Raw genomic sequence first — 17076 nt, 5'->3', positions numbered from 1 at the left:
CCGACATCCCGCTGCTCTGCTCAAGGTCTACGACCAAAGTACTAGGACTACTCACGGATACCGCGGTCGCGTGCGGAAGCGGAAGCTGACACCCACTAGACAAATCATAGGGGGTCACAATGAACCACATCCACAAGATCATCTGGAGCCGCGCGCTCAACTGCCTGGTCGTGGCCTCGGAACTGGCCCGCAATCATGGTGGTGGCGGCAGCGGAACCATCGGTGCGACGCCCGTATCGCGGTCTACCATCGTACGGCTCGGCGCCTGGGCGTTGGCGCTGCAACTGGCATTCCCGCTGATGGGCTATGCGCCTCCGGCCCTGGCCGAGGAGTGCCGGCTCAACGATTCCAACAACAATGGCGGCAGCAACGGCTCGGCCGTCAATTCCCTGGCCTGCGGCATCGGTAACGTCGCCAGCGGCGGGGACAGCACCGCGGTTGGCGCGTTCAGCGATGCCACCGGACAGTTCAGCAACGCCTTCGGCGCGGACAGCCAAGCCACCAACAGCCGCGCCACCGCGCTGGGTACGAGCAACATCGCCTCCGGAGCCAGCAGCACTGCGGTGGGCGATGCCAACCGCGCGAACGGAGCCAACAGCACCGCGGTCGGCCATGCCAGCCTGGCCACCGCCACGAGCAGCCTCGCCGTTGGCGACGACAGTGCTGCGAGCGGGACATTCAGTGCGGCCATCGGCTATGACAGTACTGCCACTGCCAACCGCAGCCTGGCGATTGGCAGCCGCAGCACCGCGGTCGGTGCGTACTCGGTGGCGATCGGCAACGCCGATGTCGCTGCTTCGGGCGCGCGCACGACTGCTGCAGGCGCTAACGGCATCGCCATCGGCAGCAACGCGGAGGTCTCTGCTGCCCGTGGCACTGCCATCGGCGTCAACTCGCTTGCCAGCGGCACCGACAGCACGGCGGTGGGCAGCGGCAGCGGGGCTTCCGGCGGCCAGGGTACAGCCCTCGGGTACTTCAATGAGGTCGAGGCTCTGGGCGGCTCCGCCGTCGGCAATCGCAACGACGCCTTCGGTGAAGACAGTTCGGCCTTTGGCTACTCGAATGACGCCGGTGGTCTGGCAAGTTCCGCTTTCGGCCACAGGAATTCCGCCGAGGGAGACTACAGTACAGCTCTGGGTAGCGGCAGCATCGCCTATGCGGACCGCTCGCTGGCAATCGGCATGGCCTATGCGCCGGATGGCTATGGTGGCTTCCTGATCGGTGCGCTCGCCGGGGGAGTGGGGAGTATCGCGATCGGCGGCCTGGCGGCTGCGGGCGGTGAACGTTCCATTGCTCTTGGCACCGAGACGTTGGCATTCGATGAAGGCGCCATCGCCATCGGCCAGCGGAATGTGGCGGGCTACTACGTGTATGACCCGGAAACGGGGGAGCCTGTTACTGACCCGGAAACGGGATCGATAGTCATATCCGGGCAGTACGCCATTGCCTTCGGCACGGACAACGGTGCCTACGGCGATGCCAGCATCGCGCTAGGCCTGCGCAACAGGGCCTACGGCGAATCGAGTCTCGCCTGGGGTTTGGACAATCTCGCTGACTTGGACAGCGATATCGCCATCGGTATTGGCAATACGGCGAACGGCGAGGAGAGCAGCGCCTTCGGCCGTGACAACGACGCGAGCGGATCGAACAGCAGCGCGTTCGGCAACGAAAACGACGCCAGCGGTGTCTCCAGCAGCGCCTTCGGCTACGAGAACAACGCCAGCGGCCTCCGCAGTTCGGCAATGGGACATGACAACGTTTCCAGCGGCGAGCGGAGCAGCGCGCTGGGCTATGGCAACCAGGCAGCGGGGGCATACAGTGCCGCGCTCGGTGCCAATGCCAATGCCAATGCCGATCACTCCATCGCCCTCGGCACGGCGCTGGATACCGAGGCCGGCACCACGGTCGCGGCCGGCGCCACCAACGGCGTCGCCATCGGCCGCAATGCCAGTGTCGCGGCCGCCGGCGTCAATTCGATCGCCATGGGCACCAGCGCCGCGGTATCCGGGGTCAACTCGATCGCAATGGGTTCCAGCGCCACCGCCAGCGGCATCCGCAGCACGGCGATCGGCACCTTCAGCAATGCCGCGGCCCAGAACGCGGTGGCCATCGGCAACGCGGGCAGCGCGGCCAACGGCGCGCGCGTCGGCACCGGCGCCACCAACAGCGTCGCTCTCGGTGCCGATGCCGCCGTGGCAGACAATGCCACCAACGCTGTCGCGCTGGGCGCCTTCACCCGGGCTTCCGCTGGCGGCAGCGTCGCTATCGGCCAAAACGCCAACGTGGCGGCGGCCGGGACCGATGCGACGGCCATTGGCAGAGATGCCGCCGCCTCGGGGAACCAGAGCGTGGCCGTAGGCTATTCCAACTCTGCCACGGCAACCGTAACCAGTGCATTGGGCAGCGACAATACCGCTTCTGCCGCCGGCGCCAGCGCGGTGGGCGCGCGCAATGTCGCCAACGGGGTGAACTCTTCGGCGCTGGGCTTCACCAACACCGCCTCGGGTGGGAGCAGTTCGGCCCTGGGCTCCAACAGCCAGGCGGCCGCGGATTTCTCGCTGGCCATCGGCAACTCCGACACCGCGGCCACCGGCGCGCGCATCGCCGCCGGCGCCACCAACGGCATCGCCATCGGTCGCAATGCGGCGGTGGCGGCGACCGGGGTCAACGCGATGGCCCTGGGCACCAGCAGCGCCGCCAGCGGCCTGCGCAGCTCGGCGATCGGCACTTTCAGTTCCGCTGCGGGGCAGGACTCACTGGCCATCGGCAATGCGGACGCCGCAACCTCCGGCGCACGCGTCGGCGCCGGCGCCACCTACGGCGTTGCCATCGGCCGCAATGCCTCCGTCGCCGCCAATGCCACCAATGCCGTCAGCCTTGGCACCAACGCCACCACTTCGGCGGCGTCGGCCACGGCTGTCGGCGTGGGCAGCACGGCTTCCGGCGTCGCCAGCAGCGCGCTGGGCAACGGCAACACCGCCAGCGGCCTGCGCGGTACCGCCGTCGGTGCGAACAGCACGGCAGCAGCACAGGACTCGCTGGCTATCGGCGGTGCCGATGTGGCGGGCAATGGCGCACGCGTCGCCGCCGGTGCTACCAACGGCATCGCCATCGGCCGCGGTGCGGCGGTGGCGGCGACGGGCGTCAACGCCATGGCCATTGGTTCAGCCACCGTGGCGTCGAGCGATCGTGCAACCGCCGTGGGTGTGCTCAGCCAGGCAACCAATATCGGCAGCAGCGCGTTTGGCAACGACAACCGTGCCTCGGGCGCAAGCAGCACCGCCGTCGGAGACCAGAACCAGGCCACGGCAGAAGACACCACTGCCGTCGGCGTCTACAACTTCGCGACGGCGGAGGAAGCCACGGCGATCGGGCATTTCAACGAAGCCAGTGGCTCCCAAAGCGTTGCCGTTGGCAGCTTCAACGACGCCACGGGCAGTAACGCCACCGCCATGGGCATTGACAACTACGCCACCGCCGACGGCAGTATTGCCATCGGCGGCAACAACAACGCGGATGGGGAAGATGCCGTTGCCCTCGGCGCCGGCAACGATGCCGCGGGCGATGAAAGCGTTGCGATTGGTTTTTACAACGAAGCCTCCGGCACGGGCAGCATGGCCATCGGTAACCACAACGAGGCGACGGTGGATGACGCCGTCGCGATAGGCCGGAACAACGACTCTGGCGGTGACCGCAGCAACGCCATCGGAGCCGACAATTCCGCCAGCGGGGCCCAAAGCAGCGCCGTCGGGTACTCCAATTTTGCCGGCGGGGCCGACAGCAGTGCCATGGGCAACTACAACGACGCCGACGGCCTTGCCAGCAGCGCTTTCGGCCATCGGAACTCCGCGAGCGGCGCTTATAGCACCGCGCTGGGCGCCAACGCCAACGCCAACGCCGACCACTCCATCGTCATCGGCACGGCGCTGGATACCGAGGCTGGTACCACGGTCGCAGCCGGTGCCACCAACGGCATCGCCATCGGCCGCAATGCCAGCGTGACAGCGGCGGGCACCAACGGCATGGCCATCGGTTCGGCCACCGTGGCCTCGAACAACCGTGCAACGGCCGTGGGTGTGCTCAGCCAGGCGACGGGTGCCAACAGCACCGCACTGGGTAACACCAATCTGGCCAGTGGCGACGGAAGCGTTGCCGTCGGCTTCAACTCACAAGCCACCGCCGCCGTCGCCAGTGCGCTGGGTAACGCCAACGTTGCCAGCGGTAGCGGAGCCAGTGCTGTGGGCTACCAGAACGATGCCACCGGTGCTTACAGCGCCGCTCTTGGCCTCCACAACACATCTTCCGGCAACTTCAGCGCCGCAGTCGGCTACGGGAATACGGCGTCCGGTATCAACAGCACCGTTTTCGGCCTCGGGAGTTCTGCCGGCGGCACCTCCAGCTCCGCTCTCGGCCTCTACACCTCGGCCGCTGGAACCGCCAGCGTGGCCGTCGGCAACAACAGCAACGCCCTGGCGGACCGCTCGCTGGCAATCGGCGTGCACTCGGGCGAAGCCTATGGTGGATTTGGCGCAGTCGTCCGCGATACCGCCGTTGGAGGCATCGCGATCGGCAGCAGAACAACCGTTTTCGGCGAAGGCGCCATCGCCATCGGTCGCTACAACACTGCGGGCTTGGTCGAGATCGACCCGAGCACCGGAGACGCGACGGTGACCGGGCTTGATGCCATCGCCATCGGTTCGCGGAACGCCGCGCAGGCGGATTCCTCCATCGCATTCGGCCTGGACAACGTCGCCAGTGGGGAGAACTCTTCCGCATTGGGCTCCGCCAACACGGCTTCGGGCCTCCGTGGCACCGCCGTCGGCTCGAACAGCCAGGCTGCCGCGGATTACTCGCTGGCCATCGGCAACGCGGACACCGCGGCTGGCGGCGCCCGCGTCGTCGCGGGTGCCACCAATGGCATCGCCATCGGCAGCAACGCGGCGGTGGCGGCGACGGGTGTCAATTCCATTGCCCTGGGCCAAAGCGCCTCGGTATCCGGAGTCAATTCGATCGCCATGGGTTCCGCCAGCATCTCCAGCGGCCTGCGCAGCACAGCGATCGGAACCCACAGCAATGCCGCCGCCGAGGACTCGGTGGCCATCGGCAACGCTCAAGCCGCAGCCAATGGCGCGAGCGTCGCGGCTGGCGCCACCCATGGCATCGCCATCGGCCATAGGGCCGGCGTGGGCGCCACGGGCGAGGATGCCACGGCGATCGGGGCGTACGCGCGGGCCGACGGCACGCGGTCCACGGCGATCGGGGTCAACAGTTCCGCGGTCGAACTGGGCAGCGCGGTGGGTGGTTTCAACACCGTGGAAGGCAGAGGCGGCAGTGCGTTCGGAGGCAGCAACACTACGATCGGAGACTTTGCCGCGGCCTTCGGTGACGCCAACACCGCCGAGGGTCATGGCAGCAGCGCGTTCGGCTCTGCCAACTATTCCGAAGGTGATGCAAGCAATGCCTTCGGAGCCGGGAACTATGCTGTGGGTGAAGCCAGCAACGCTTTCGGTTACGAAAATGTTGCCCAGGGAGACTACAGCGTTGCGCTCGGTGCAAACAGCAACGCCAACGCCGACCATTCCATCGTTCTCGGCTCGTCGCTCGACAGCGAAGCCGGCGCCACCGTTGCTGCCGGCGCGACCAATGGTATCGCCATCGGCCGCAATGCATCGGTCGCAGCAGCCGGTGTGGATGCAATCGCCCTGGGTACCAATGCTTCGGCGACGGCCGCGGGCAGTGTCGCGCTGGGCCAGGGCTCGGTGGCCGACGTGGCCAACACCGTATCGGTGGGTTCTTCCACCAACCAGCGTCGTATCGTGAACGTCACGGCCGGCGCGGAAGACACGGATGCGGTGAACGTGGCGCAACTTGAAGCGGCCATCGCCGGTGTCGACGGCTTGTGCTCGGTGGGCACCGGCGGTGCGGATTCGTTGATCTGCGGTAGCGGCAACACGGCCAGCGCGACGCGCAGCACCGCCGTTGGCAGCGGCAACACGGCCAGTCAGACCGCAGCAGTCGCGCTGGGCGATAACAACTCCGCGAGCGGCTTCGCCGCCAGCGCGGTCGGCGTCAGCAACGAGGCGAGCGCCACCAACGCCACGGCCGTGGGCCGTACCAATAGAGCGAGCGCAGGCAACGCCAGCGCACTTGGCTACAACAATCAGGCCACTGGCAACGCCAGCACGGCGGTGGGCGACGGCAATATCGCCTCGGGCACCGACAGCGTGGCAGTGGGCACCCGCAACTTTGCTGGCGGCCAGTCCAGCGCGGCCTTCGGCACGAACGCCACGGCCGAGGCAGATTATTCGCTGGCCCTCGGTAATTCGGATGTGGGTCTCGACGATGTCGTCACCCAGGTGGCGGCGGGCGCGACCAACGGCATCGCCATCGGCCGCAGCGCGAGCGTGCAGGCTGCCGGCATCGACGCAATTGCGTTCGGCACCAATGCAAGCGCTACCGCCGCGAACAGCGTCGCGCTCGGCAGCGGTTCGGTGGCCGACACGGCAAACACGGTATCGGTGGGTTCTTCCACCAACCAGCGTCGTATCGTGAATGTGGGCGCCGGCTCTCTCTCCGCGGGCAGCACGGACGCGGTCAACGGCAGCCAGCTGCGCGGCCTGAGCCTGACGCTGAGCAGCTCGCTCGGCGGCGGTGCGGCTGTGAATGCGGACGGCAGCTTCGTGGCCCCGACCTACAACGTGGCGGGCACGGACTACAGCAATGTCGGCGCAGCGATCGACGCTGTAGAGGCCCTTGCGAGCACCGGCAGCACCCTGGGCGTGGCTTATGACGATGCCAGCCGCGACACCGTCACCCTGCAAGGCGCCAGCGGCGCAACCCGCATCACCAACCTGGCGGATGGCGCGGTCACTAGCGCCAGCACCGATGCGGTCAACGGTAGTCAGCTCTTCGCCACCAACCAGGATGTCGCGCAGAACACTGCTGACATTTCCAGCCTGGGCGGCCGGGTGACCGCTGCCGAGAGCGGCATCACTGATCTCGATGGCCGCGTCACCTCGGCTGAAGGCACCATCGGCCAGCACACCACGGACATCGCTGGTCTCGATACTCGCCTGGATGCGGCCGAGACCGACATCGGTAGCTTGCAGGCCGACGTCACCTCGATCGGTGGCCGCATAACGACCGCCGAGGGTGACATCACCGTCCTGGACGGCCGCGTCGATTCCGCTGAAACCACCATCGGGCAGCACACGACCGACATCGCGGGTCTTGATACTCGCCTGGATACGGCAGAGACCGACATCGGTGGTCTGCAGACCGACGTGACCTCTCTCGACGGTCGCGTAACGACCGCCGAAAGCGACATCGGCGATCTCGATGGCCGCGTCAGCTCCGCCGAGACCACCATCGGTCAGCACACCACTGACATTGCCGGCCTCGACACCCGCCTGGATACGGCAGAGACCGACATCGGTGACCTGCAGACGGATGTGACTTCTCTGGACGGTCGCGTAACGACCGCCGAAAGCGACATCGGTGATCTCGATGGCCGTGTCAGCTCTGCCGAGACCACCCTCGGCCAGCACACCACCGACATCGCGGGTCTCGATACCCGCCTCGATACGGCCGAGACTGATATCGGCGACCTGCAAGGCGACGTCACTTCGCTCGGTGGCCGCGTAACGACCGCCGAGGGCAACATCACCGCCCTGGACGGCCGCGTAAGCTCCGCCGAGACGACCATCGGCCAGCACACGACCGACATCGCCGGCCTCGACACTCGCCTGGATACAACGGAAACCGACGTCACCTCGCTCGGTGACCGCGTAGTGACCGCTGAGGGCAACATCACCGCCCTGGACGGCCGCGTCAGCTCCGCCGAGACGACCATCGGCCAGCACACGACCGACATCGCCGGCCTCGACACTCGCCTGGATACGGCCGAGACCGACATCGGTGGCCTGCAGACCGACGTCACCTCGCTCGGAGGCCGCGTGACGAGCGCCGAGGGCAACATCACCGCCCTGGATGGTCGCGTCAGCTCGGCTGAGACCACCATCGGTCAGCACAGCACTGATATCGCCGGCCTCGACACCCGCCTGGATACAACGGAGACCGACGTCACCTCGCTCGGTGGTCGCGTGACGACGGCCGAGAACAACATCACCACTCTGGACGGTCGCGTCAGCTCCGCTGAGACCACCATCGGTCAGCACAGCACCGACATCGGTGGCCTGCAGACCGACGTCAGTTCTCTCGGCGGTCGCGTCAGCGCCGCGGAGACCGTGATCGTGCAGAACACGGCGGATATCGTAGATCTCGATACCCGCGTGGATACGGCCGAGACGGACATCGGTGGCCTGCAGGGCGACGTCACCTCGCTCGGTGGCCGTGTGACGAGCGCCGAGGGCAACATCACCGCGCTGGACGGTCGCGTCAGCTCTGCTGAAACCACGATTGGTCAGCACAGCACTGATATCGCCGGCCTGGACACCCGCCTGGATACGACTGAGACCGACGTCACCTCGCTCGGTGGTCGCGTCAGCTCTGCCGAGACCACCATCGCCCAGCACACGACCGATATCGCCGGCCTCGACACGCGCCTGGGATCGGCCGAGGGCAACATCAGCTCGCTCGGCAGCCGCGTCAGCTCGGCCGAGACGACGATCGGCCAGCACAGCGCCACCCTCCTGACGCTCGACACCCGCCTGGGTGCCTCCGAAACCCGCATTTCCGGCAACGCCAGCAGCCTCACCGCGGCCCTGGGCGGCGGCGCGGCTGTGAATCCCGACGGCAGCATCGCCGGTCCTACCTACAACGTCGCCGGCACGGATTACAACAACGTCGATGGCGCGGTGGAGGCCCTGGAGGCGCTGGCCGCTGCCGGCAGCACGCTCGGTGTGAACTACGACGATGCCAGCCGCGACACCATCAGCCTGCAGGGTGCCAGCGGCGCAACCCGCGTCACCAACCTGGCTGCGGGCACGCTCGCCGCGGGCAGCACCGATGCCGTCAACGCTGGCCAGCTCTTCAGCACCAACCAGGACGTTGCCCAGAACAGCAGCGACATCGCCGGCCTAGACACCCGTGTCACCACCGCCGAGGGCGGTATTGCCACCAACTCCGCGAACATTACCGCCCTGGATGGCCGCGTCAGCTCGGCTGAAACCACCATCGGCCAGCACACCACGGACATCGCTGGACTCGATACCCGCCTGGACGGTGCCGAGACCGACATCAGTGGTTTACAGACTGACGTCACCTCGCTCGGCGGGCGTGTGACGACTGCCGAGGGCAACATCACTACGCTCGACGGTCGCGTCAGCTCGGCGGAGACGACCATCGGTCAGCACACGACTGATATTGCGGATCTCGATACCCGTGTTGGCACCACCGAGACGGATGTCGCGGCGCTCGATGGCCGCGTGACGACCACGGAGGGCGATATCGCGGATCTGGGCAGCCGCGTGGATTCGGCTGAAACCACCATCGGCCAGCACACCACCGACATCGCTGGGCTCGACACCCGCCTGGACGGTGCCGAGACCGACATCGGCGGTCTGCAGACCGATGTCACCTCGCTCGGCGGTCGCGTCAGCGCCGCGGAGACCGTGATCGTGCAAAACACGGCGGATATCGTAGATCTCGATACCCGCGTGGATACGGCCGAGACGGACATCGGAGCCCTGGGCGGCCGTGTGACCACGACCGAGACGAACATCACTGGCCTGGGCACGCGCCTCACGGCTGCCGAAAGCAACATCACGACCCACACGACCGACATCGCCGGCCTGGATGGCCGCGTGGACACGGCGGAAACCAGCATCGGTACGCTGCAGACCAACGTAAGCGGCCTGCAGAGCACTGTTGGTACGCATACCACGCAAATCGGCGCGCTCCAGACCACCGTTGGCCAGCACACGACCGATATCGCAGGCCTCGACACGCGCCTGGGATCGGCCGAAGGCAGCATCGGCTCGCTCGGCAGCCGCGTCACCTCGGCCGAGACGACGATCGGCCAGCACAGCGCCGCCATCCTGACACTCGATACCCGCCTGGGCGCATCCGAAACCCGCATCTCGAGCAATGCCACCAGCCTCACCGCGGCCCTGGGCGGCGGCGCGGCTGCAAACCCCGACGGCAGCATCACGGGCCCGGCCTACAATGTGGGCGGCACGGACTACGACAATGTCGGTGGCGCGGTGGAAGCGCTGGAAGCACTGGCTACCACCGGCAATCCGCTGGGTGTGACCTACGACGACGCCAGCAGGAACACGATCAGCCTGCAGGGCGCCAGCGGTTCGACCCGTATCACCAACCTGGCTGCAGGCTCGCTCGCGGCTGGCAGTACCGATGCCGTCAACGGCGCCCAGCTCTTCGCCACCAACCAGGACGTGGCGCAAAACGCCAGCGACATCACCGCACTCGACGGCCGTGTCACCGGCACCGAAACCGGCATTGCAGGCCTGGATACTCGCGTCGGCGCTGCGGAAACGAACATCGGCAATCTGCAAACTGCGGTCGGCCAGCACACCACCGATATCGCCGGCCTGGATACCCGCCTGGGGAGTGCCGAGGGCAACATCGCGACCCACACCGGGGACATCGCCACGCTGGGCGGCCGCGTGACCACGGCCGAAAGCTCGATCAGCCAGAACACGGCCGACATCGCCGGTCTTGGCACCCGCGTCGATAGCGCCGAAACGAGCATCGGCTCACTGCAGGCCACCGTCAGCCAGCACACGACCGACATCTCCGGCCTCGATACCCGTGTCACCGCTACGGAAGGCGGCATTGCGACCAACGCCGCGGACATCAGCGCCCTCGGCGGTCGTGTGACCACGGCCGAAAGCTCCATCAATCAGAACACGGCTGACATCGCCGGCCTGGACGGCCGCGTGACCGGCAACGAATCCGATATCGGAGGCCTGCAGACCGACGTCGCGACTCTCGACGGCCGCGTAACGGCGACGGAAGGCGACATCGACAACTTGGATGGGCGTGTCGGCTCCGCCGAGACCACCATTGCTCAGCACAGCACCGATATCGCCGGCCTCGACTCTCGCGTGGGCAGCACCGAATCGAGCATCGGTTCGCTGCAGACGGATCTGGGCAGCCTGCAAACCTCCGTCGGCCAGCACACGACCGATATCGCAGGCCTCGACACCCGCCTGGGAACGGCCGAGGGCAGCCTTGCCTCCCTTGATGGCCGTGTGGCTTCGGCCGAGGGCAGCATCAGCACGCTGGACGGCCGCGTGACCGGCGCCGAGAGCGACATCGGCACATTGCAGACGGACGTCGGCAGCCTGCAGGCCACGGTCGGTCAGCACAGCACCGACATTGCCGGCCTGGACACCCGCGTGGGCGCCACCGAGACGAGCATCGGCACACTGGGTGGTCGCATGACCACGGCCGAGACGAACATCTCAGGCCTCGGCACGCGCCTCACCACTGCCGAAGGCAACATCACGACCAACACGACGGATATCGCCAGCCTGGATGGCCGCGTGGTTTCGGCGGAATCCAGCATCGGCACGCTGCAGGCCGATGTGAGCGGCCTGCAGGGCACCGTTGGCACGCACACCACGCAGATCGGGGCACTCCAGGCCAGCGTTGGCCAACATACGGCCGACATTGCCGGGCTGGATACGCGCCTGGGGACCGCCGAGGGCAGCATCACCTCGCTCGATGACCGCGTCACGACCACGGAAGCTGGCATCACCACCCTTGATGGCCGCGTCACTGGCACCGAGGCTGACATCGGCACCCTGCAGACCAACGTCGGACAGAACACGGCGGACATCGCGGGCCTGGATACCCGCTTGGGGACTGCCGAGAGCGATATCAGCGGCCTGGGTAGCCGCGTCACGACCACGGAAGCTGGCATCACCAGCCTTGATGGTCGCGTCAGCGCATCCGAGGCAAGCATCGGGCAGCACACCAGTGACATCGCCGGGCTCGATACCCGGCTGGGTACCGCCGAAACCGGCATCGCCGGCCTGGACAGCCGCCTCGCCGGCGCGGAAACCGATATCGGCGGACTGCAAACCGACGTCGCCTCGCTCGATGGCCGGGTGACGGCCACCGAGGGCGACATCAGTGGCCTGGACGGTCGCATCGGGTCGGCCGAGACCACCATTGGGCAGCACACCACCGACATCGCGGGACTCGATAGCCGCCTCGGCACCGCCGAGAGCGGAATTGCCGGCCTCGATACCCGAGTGGGCACGGCCGAAGCGAGCATCGGCACGCTGCAGACGGACGTGAGCGGCCTGCAGACCACCGTGGGCCAGCACAGCGCCGACATCGCCGGCCTGGATACCCGTCTCGGGACTGCGGAAAGCGACATCGGCGGCCTGCAGACCGATGTGTTCTCACTCGATGGCCGGGTGACGACCGCCGAAAGCGGCATTGCCGACCTGGGTAACCGGGTCACCACGGCGGAGAGCGACATCGGCAGCCTGGATGGGCGCGTCACGGCCACCGAGGGCAACATCGCGACGAACACCGCGGACATCGTCTCGCTGGATGGTCGCGTGACGACGGCCGAGGGCTCGATCAGCCAGAACACGTCGGACATCGCCAGCCTCGATACTCGCGTCGGCACCGCCGAATCGGGCATCGCCACGCTGCAAACCGATGTGGGCAGCTTGCAGACCGCCGTCAGCCAGAACACGACCGACATCGCCGGGCTCGATACCCGCGTGGGCACTGCCGAGAGCGACATCGGCAGCCTGCAGACCGATGTCTCCTCGCTCGATGGCCGGGTGACGACTGCGGAGGGCGACATCAGCACCCTGGACGGCCGTGTCAGCTCCACCGAGGCTACCGTCAGCCAGCACACGACCGATATCGCCGGGCTCGATACCCGGCTGGGCACAACCGAAAGCGACATCGGCAGCCTGCAGGGCAATGTGTCCTCGCTCGATGGCCGGCTGACGACCACGGAGGGCGACATCAATGACCTGGACGGTCGTGTCAGCTCCACCGAGACCACCGTCAGCCAGCACACGACCGATATCGCCGGGCTCGATACCCGCGTGGGCAGTGCCGAGACCCGCATCACCGGCCTGGATGGCCGCGTGACCGCCAACACTGCCAGTGCAGCAGGGCTGGCACAGGCCCTGGGCGGTGGCACGACCATCAACACCGATGGCAGCATCACCGCGCCGCGCTATCGCATCGCCGGTGACGACTACGACAACGTCGGCGATGCGCTCGGCGCGGTCGAGGCACTGGCCGGCGTCGGCAACCCGCTGTCCGCCGTCTACGACGACGCCAGCCGCAACACGCTGAGCCTGCGCGGCAGCAGCGGTGCCACCCGCATCACCCGCCTGGCGGCCGGCAGCGTGGCCGCCGACAGCAGTGACGCGGTGAATGGCGCCCAGCTGTTCGCGATCAACCAGAACGTGGCGCAGAACACGGCGAGCATCGCCGGGCTCGACGGCCGCATGGGCAGCGCCGAGGCCGGCATCGCACGGAACAGCGCCGACATTGCCAGCCTCGACAGCCGCGTTGGCGCCAGCGAGTCCGCCATCGGCGGGCTGAGCACCCGTGTCGGCGCCGCCGAGGCCGGCATCGTCACCAACAGCGCGGCGATCGGCGCGCTCGACGGTCGTGTCGATACCGCCGAGGCGGATATCGCGGCGGTGGGCGGGCGGGTATCCACCGCGGAAGGCCAGATCGGAGCCCTGGACACGCGGCTGGGTGCCAACGAGGCCGCCACCGCGCAGAACACCGAGGACATCGCGGCACTCCAGTCCGCCACCGTGCAGAACACTGCGGATATCTCGGATCTCCAGGCCGCTACCACGCAGAACAGCAGCGACATCGCCGCCAACACGGCCGCCATCGGCCAGCTGGATTCGCGCATGGACAGTGCCGAGACCAGCATCGCCGGCAACACCGCGGCCATTGCCACGATGGACACGCGGGTGGATTCGGTGGAGAGCGATGTCGCCACGATCTCCGGCAACGTCGCCGAGATGGCGGAACGGGTCGTCAACGTCGAGGGTGATATCACCGAGATGAACGTCCGGGTGACCAATGTCCAGTCCACCGCGACCACGGCGCTGACGCGTGCGGACCAGGCGCTGGCCTTCTGCGGGCCGGGTGGCGGTGCCGACTCCGCGGACTGCGGCGTGCGCAATGACGCCAGTGCCGAGGGCGCCACGGCCGTGGGTGTGGACAACACGGCCAGCGGTGCAGGTAGCGCGGCCCTGGGTTCGGGCAACACGGCCAGTGCCGCCAACGCCAGCGCCATTGGCGTCAATGCCACGGCGGCCTCGGCCAATGCCATCGCCATCGGTGCCGGCGAAGACGCCGACAGTTCGGCCCGTGTCGGCAGCAACGCCGACAGCGCCCTGGCCATCGGCCGCGGTGCGCAGGTGTCCGACGGTGCTGCCAATGCGGTGGCCATTGGCAGCGGTGCCCGCGCCCAGTCGGCCGGGAGCATCGCCCTGGGCCAGAACGCCACGGCGGTGCAGTCCAACTCGGTGGCGATCGGCTCCGGCGCCGTGGCGCGGTCCTCGGTCGCCGTCGGCACCGGCGCGCAGGCCACCGGCACCAACACCACGGCGGTGGGTGACAACGCGAACGCCAGTGGCAGCTTTGCGGTGGCGCTGGGCAACAACGCGGCGGCGAGCGGCAGCAACAGCGTGGCCCTGGGCAACGGCTCGGTCGCCAGCCAGGACAATATCGTCTCGGTAGGCTCGGCGACCCAGCAGCGCCGCATCACCAACCTGGCTGCCGGTACGGCCGATACCGACGCGGTCAACGTCGCGCAGCTCAACCTGCAGGGGCTCAGCGCCGTGCGCTACGACCGCAACACGGACGGCAGCATCAACTACAACTCGGTGACCTTCGGAAACCCGAATGGCAGCGGGGGTCCGGTGAGCCTGCACAACATCGCGGCGGGTGTTGCGCCGACCGACGCTGTCAACGTGCAGCAGTTGACCGACATGCGCCTCAGCTTCGGTCGCTTCCTCAACGACATGCGCGACGAGGCCAACGCCGGCATCGCGGGCGCCATCGCGATGGAAGCGGCGCCCTACGTGCCGGGGCACATCACCTATGCGGTCGGCAGCGGCTACTACGTCGACCAGGGCGCCATCGGCGTGACCTTCCGCGGCACGGCCGAGAACGGCCTCTGGAGCGTGACCACCGGTGTCTCCACCTCCGAGCATGGCACCGCGCTGCGCTTCGGCGTCAGCGGCGTGCTGTGGTAGGCGGGTGGCGGTACGTCCAGCCAAATGATCAGGGAGTGAATTGCCAATGAGCATCAAGTACTACGACTACGGCTACGGCCGGGAGCGCTACAAGCGCCGCTATGTCTGGGCCATCCAGGCTTATGGGTTTGGCCTGCTGAGCGGCCTGATCCTGATTTCGGTGCTGGGATGAGACAGGCAGTGGGTGAAGTCAACGAAGCCGAGTGGAGCGTCACGACCATGAAGAAGAGCGGAGTTTCCGTTAAGGCCGTGCTGCTGGCCGTGCTGCTGGCCGTCCTGCTGGCCGGCTGCAGTGCGCCGCGGCTGGTGCCCGATGCGGCCGGCGTGTCCTTTCCGGCGCGGGAGGCGTCCTATCGCAGCGAGGGTGTCGTGGTTTCCCTGGAGACCGCCAGGCTGTTGCAGCCAGGGCTGAGCAAGGACCAGGTCCGGCAGATCCTGGGTAACCCCCACTTCACGGAAGGCCTGCTGCAGGTACGGGACTGGAACTACATCCTCAAGCTTCCCGCAGCGGACGGCGGATGGGTCGAGTGCCAGTTCCAGCTGCGGTTCGACGAGCGGAACAAGGTGGCGGCGGTGCACTGGCAGACGGCGGCCTGCGCCAGCGCTGCCGCTGTGCCGGCGAGCACTGCTGCCAAAGCCGTTCCGTTGCCGGCAACTCAGGCGGACGGAGTCGGTACCTGGTCGGAAGAAGGGCTGGTCTTTCCCTTCGGCCGTTCCGCAGTGGGCGACCTGAGCGCGGCGGACCGGGCACGGCTGGAAGCCCTGGCCGCGCGGGTCGGCCAGCGGCCCGGCTCGGTGAAACGCATCGTCGTGGTCGGCCATGCCGATCGCATCGGCTCCGCGCAACGCAAGCGGGGGCGCTCGCTGGATCGTGCCCAGGCGGTGGCCGGGATTTTTATTGCCACGGGAATCCCGCCGGGGCTGATCGAGATCGTCGGCCGCGCAGATTCCGAGCCGCATGTGGACTGCTCTCCGGAGCCGCCGCTTGCGGCGCAAATGGCCTGCCTTGCACCGGATCGCCGTGTTTCGGTGATCGTCTACATGAGTGCGAGCTGAGCTGCCCGCAGGAGATCAGGACATGTTCTGGCTTGGACTTGCAGTCGGGTTACTGATGGGATCGATGGCGGGCGCAGGCGGGCTTGCCTGGCTGGCGATCAGGAACGACCGGCGCCGTTTCAGGTGAGTGTCGCGAGCCTTGCGGATCAGTTGCCGGCGAGCAGGCGCTGGGCCAGTACCGCCGCCTGGGTGCGGCTGCGCAGGTCGAGCTTGCGCAGCAGCGCGGTGATGTGGGTCTTCACCGTCGATTCGCGGATCGACAATTCGTCGGCAATCTGCTTGTTGAGGCGTCCGTCCTTGATGTAAAGCAGGATGCGCAGTTCCTGAGGCGACAGGCGGTCGAGCCGGGCGCCGATCGAATCCGGCGGGGCGGGGGTCAGGCTCTCCGACGGTGGCCACCAGCCCTCGCCGGCGATGACCCTGGAGAGAATCTGCTGGATCTGTTCCATCGGCGTGACCTTGGGGATGTACGCCACCGCGCCCAGGGCCTCCACGGAACGCACCCAGGACCGCTCCTCCATGCCCGATACCACAGCCACCCTCAGCTGGGGCCATTCGTGACGCAGGTACTGCAAGGCGGACAGGCCCTCCACGTCGGGCATCATCAGGTCCAGCAGCACCAGGGCGGTGTCCGGGAATCGCGGCAGCGCATCCTTGAGGCCTGCCAGGGATTCCACCTCGACGACGCGCGCAGCGGAATCGATGCGCTCCACGCTGAGGCGCAGGGCGACGCGAAGCAGCGGATGGTCGTCCGCGATGATGACGGTGGTGGCCGTAGTGCCCACGGATTCTCCGGTGATTTCCCCAGGTGCGGGCGCAGAAGCACAGCGGC

The 17076-nt window shown here is 67.5% G+C and carries 4 protein-coding genes; 3 read left to right on the top strand and 1 reads right to left on the bottom strand.

Annotated elements, in window-relative coordinates:
* Window positions 1-119: 119 nt before the first annotated feature.
* The 3 genes from D0B54_RS24320 to D0B54_RS13525 are packed head-to-tail and all read left to right on the top strand — an operon-like array spanning window position 120 to window position 16244.
* A complete protein-coding gene (locus D0B54_RS24320) occupies window positions 120-15188 on the top strand; it encodes an ESPR-type extended signal peptide-containing protein (protein WP_162932415.1) in 15069 nt (5022 codons plus the stop codon).
* A gap of 46 nt (window positions 15189-15234) precedes the next feature.
* Window positions 15235-15360: a hypothetical protein gene (locus tag D0B54_RS24985; RefSeq protein ID WP_256365888.1), complete on the top strand. Its 126-nt coding sequence runs from the start codon at window positions 15235-15237 to the stop codon at window positions 15358-15360.
* Between the two features lie 8 nt (window positions 15361-15368).
* Window positions 15369-16244 (top strand): OmpA family protein, encoded by an 876-nt coding sequence (locus tag D0B54_RS13525; protein ID WP_162932414.1) that lies wholly within the window; start codon window positions 15369-15371, stop codon window positions 16242-16244.
* Window positions 16245-16390: 146 nt separating this feature from the next.
* Here D0B54_RS13525 and D0B54_RS13520 read toward each other — a convergent pair whose 3' ends face one another.
* Window positions 16391-17029, bottom strand: a complete 639-nt coding sequence (locus D0B54_RS13520) for a LuxR C-terminal-related transcriptional regulator (protein ID WP_162932413.1) — start codon at window positions 17027-17029, stop codon at window positions 16391-16393.
* Window positions 17030-17076: the final 47 nt, after the last annotated feature.

This window comes from Solimonas sp. K1W22B-7 (assembly GCF_003428335.1).
Lineage (GTDB): Bacteria > Pseudomonadota > Gammaproteobacteria > Nevskiales > Nevskiaceae > Solimonas_A.
This window is presented reverse-complemented; position numbering and strand designations above follow the sequence as displayed.

What these genes read in the sequence shown, in the direction of transcription:
- D0B54_RS24320 (WP_162932415.1), top strand. Translation starts at nt 120, where the DNA reads ATGAACCACATCCACAAGATCATCTGGAGCCGCGCGCTCAACTGCCTG.
- D0B54_RS24985 (WP_256365888.1), top strand. Translation starts at nt 15,235, where the DNA reads ATGAGCATCAAGTACTACGACTACGGCTACGGCCGGGAGCGCTACAAG.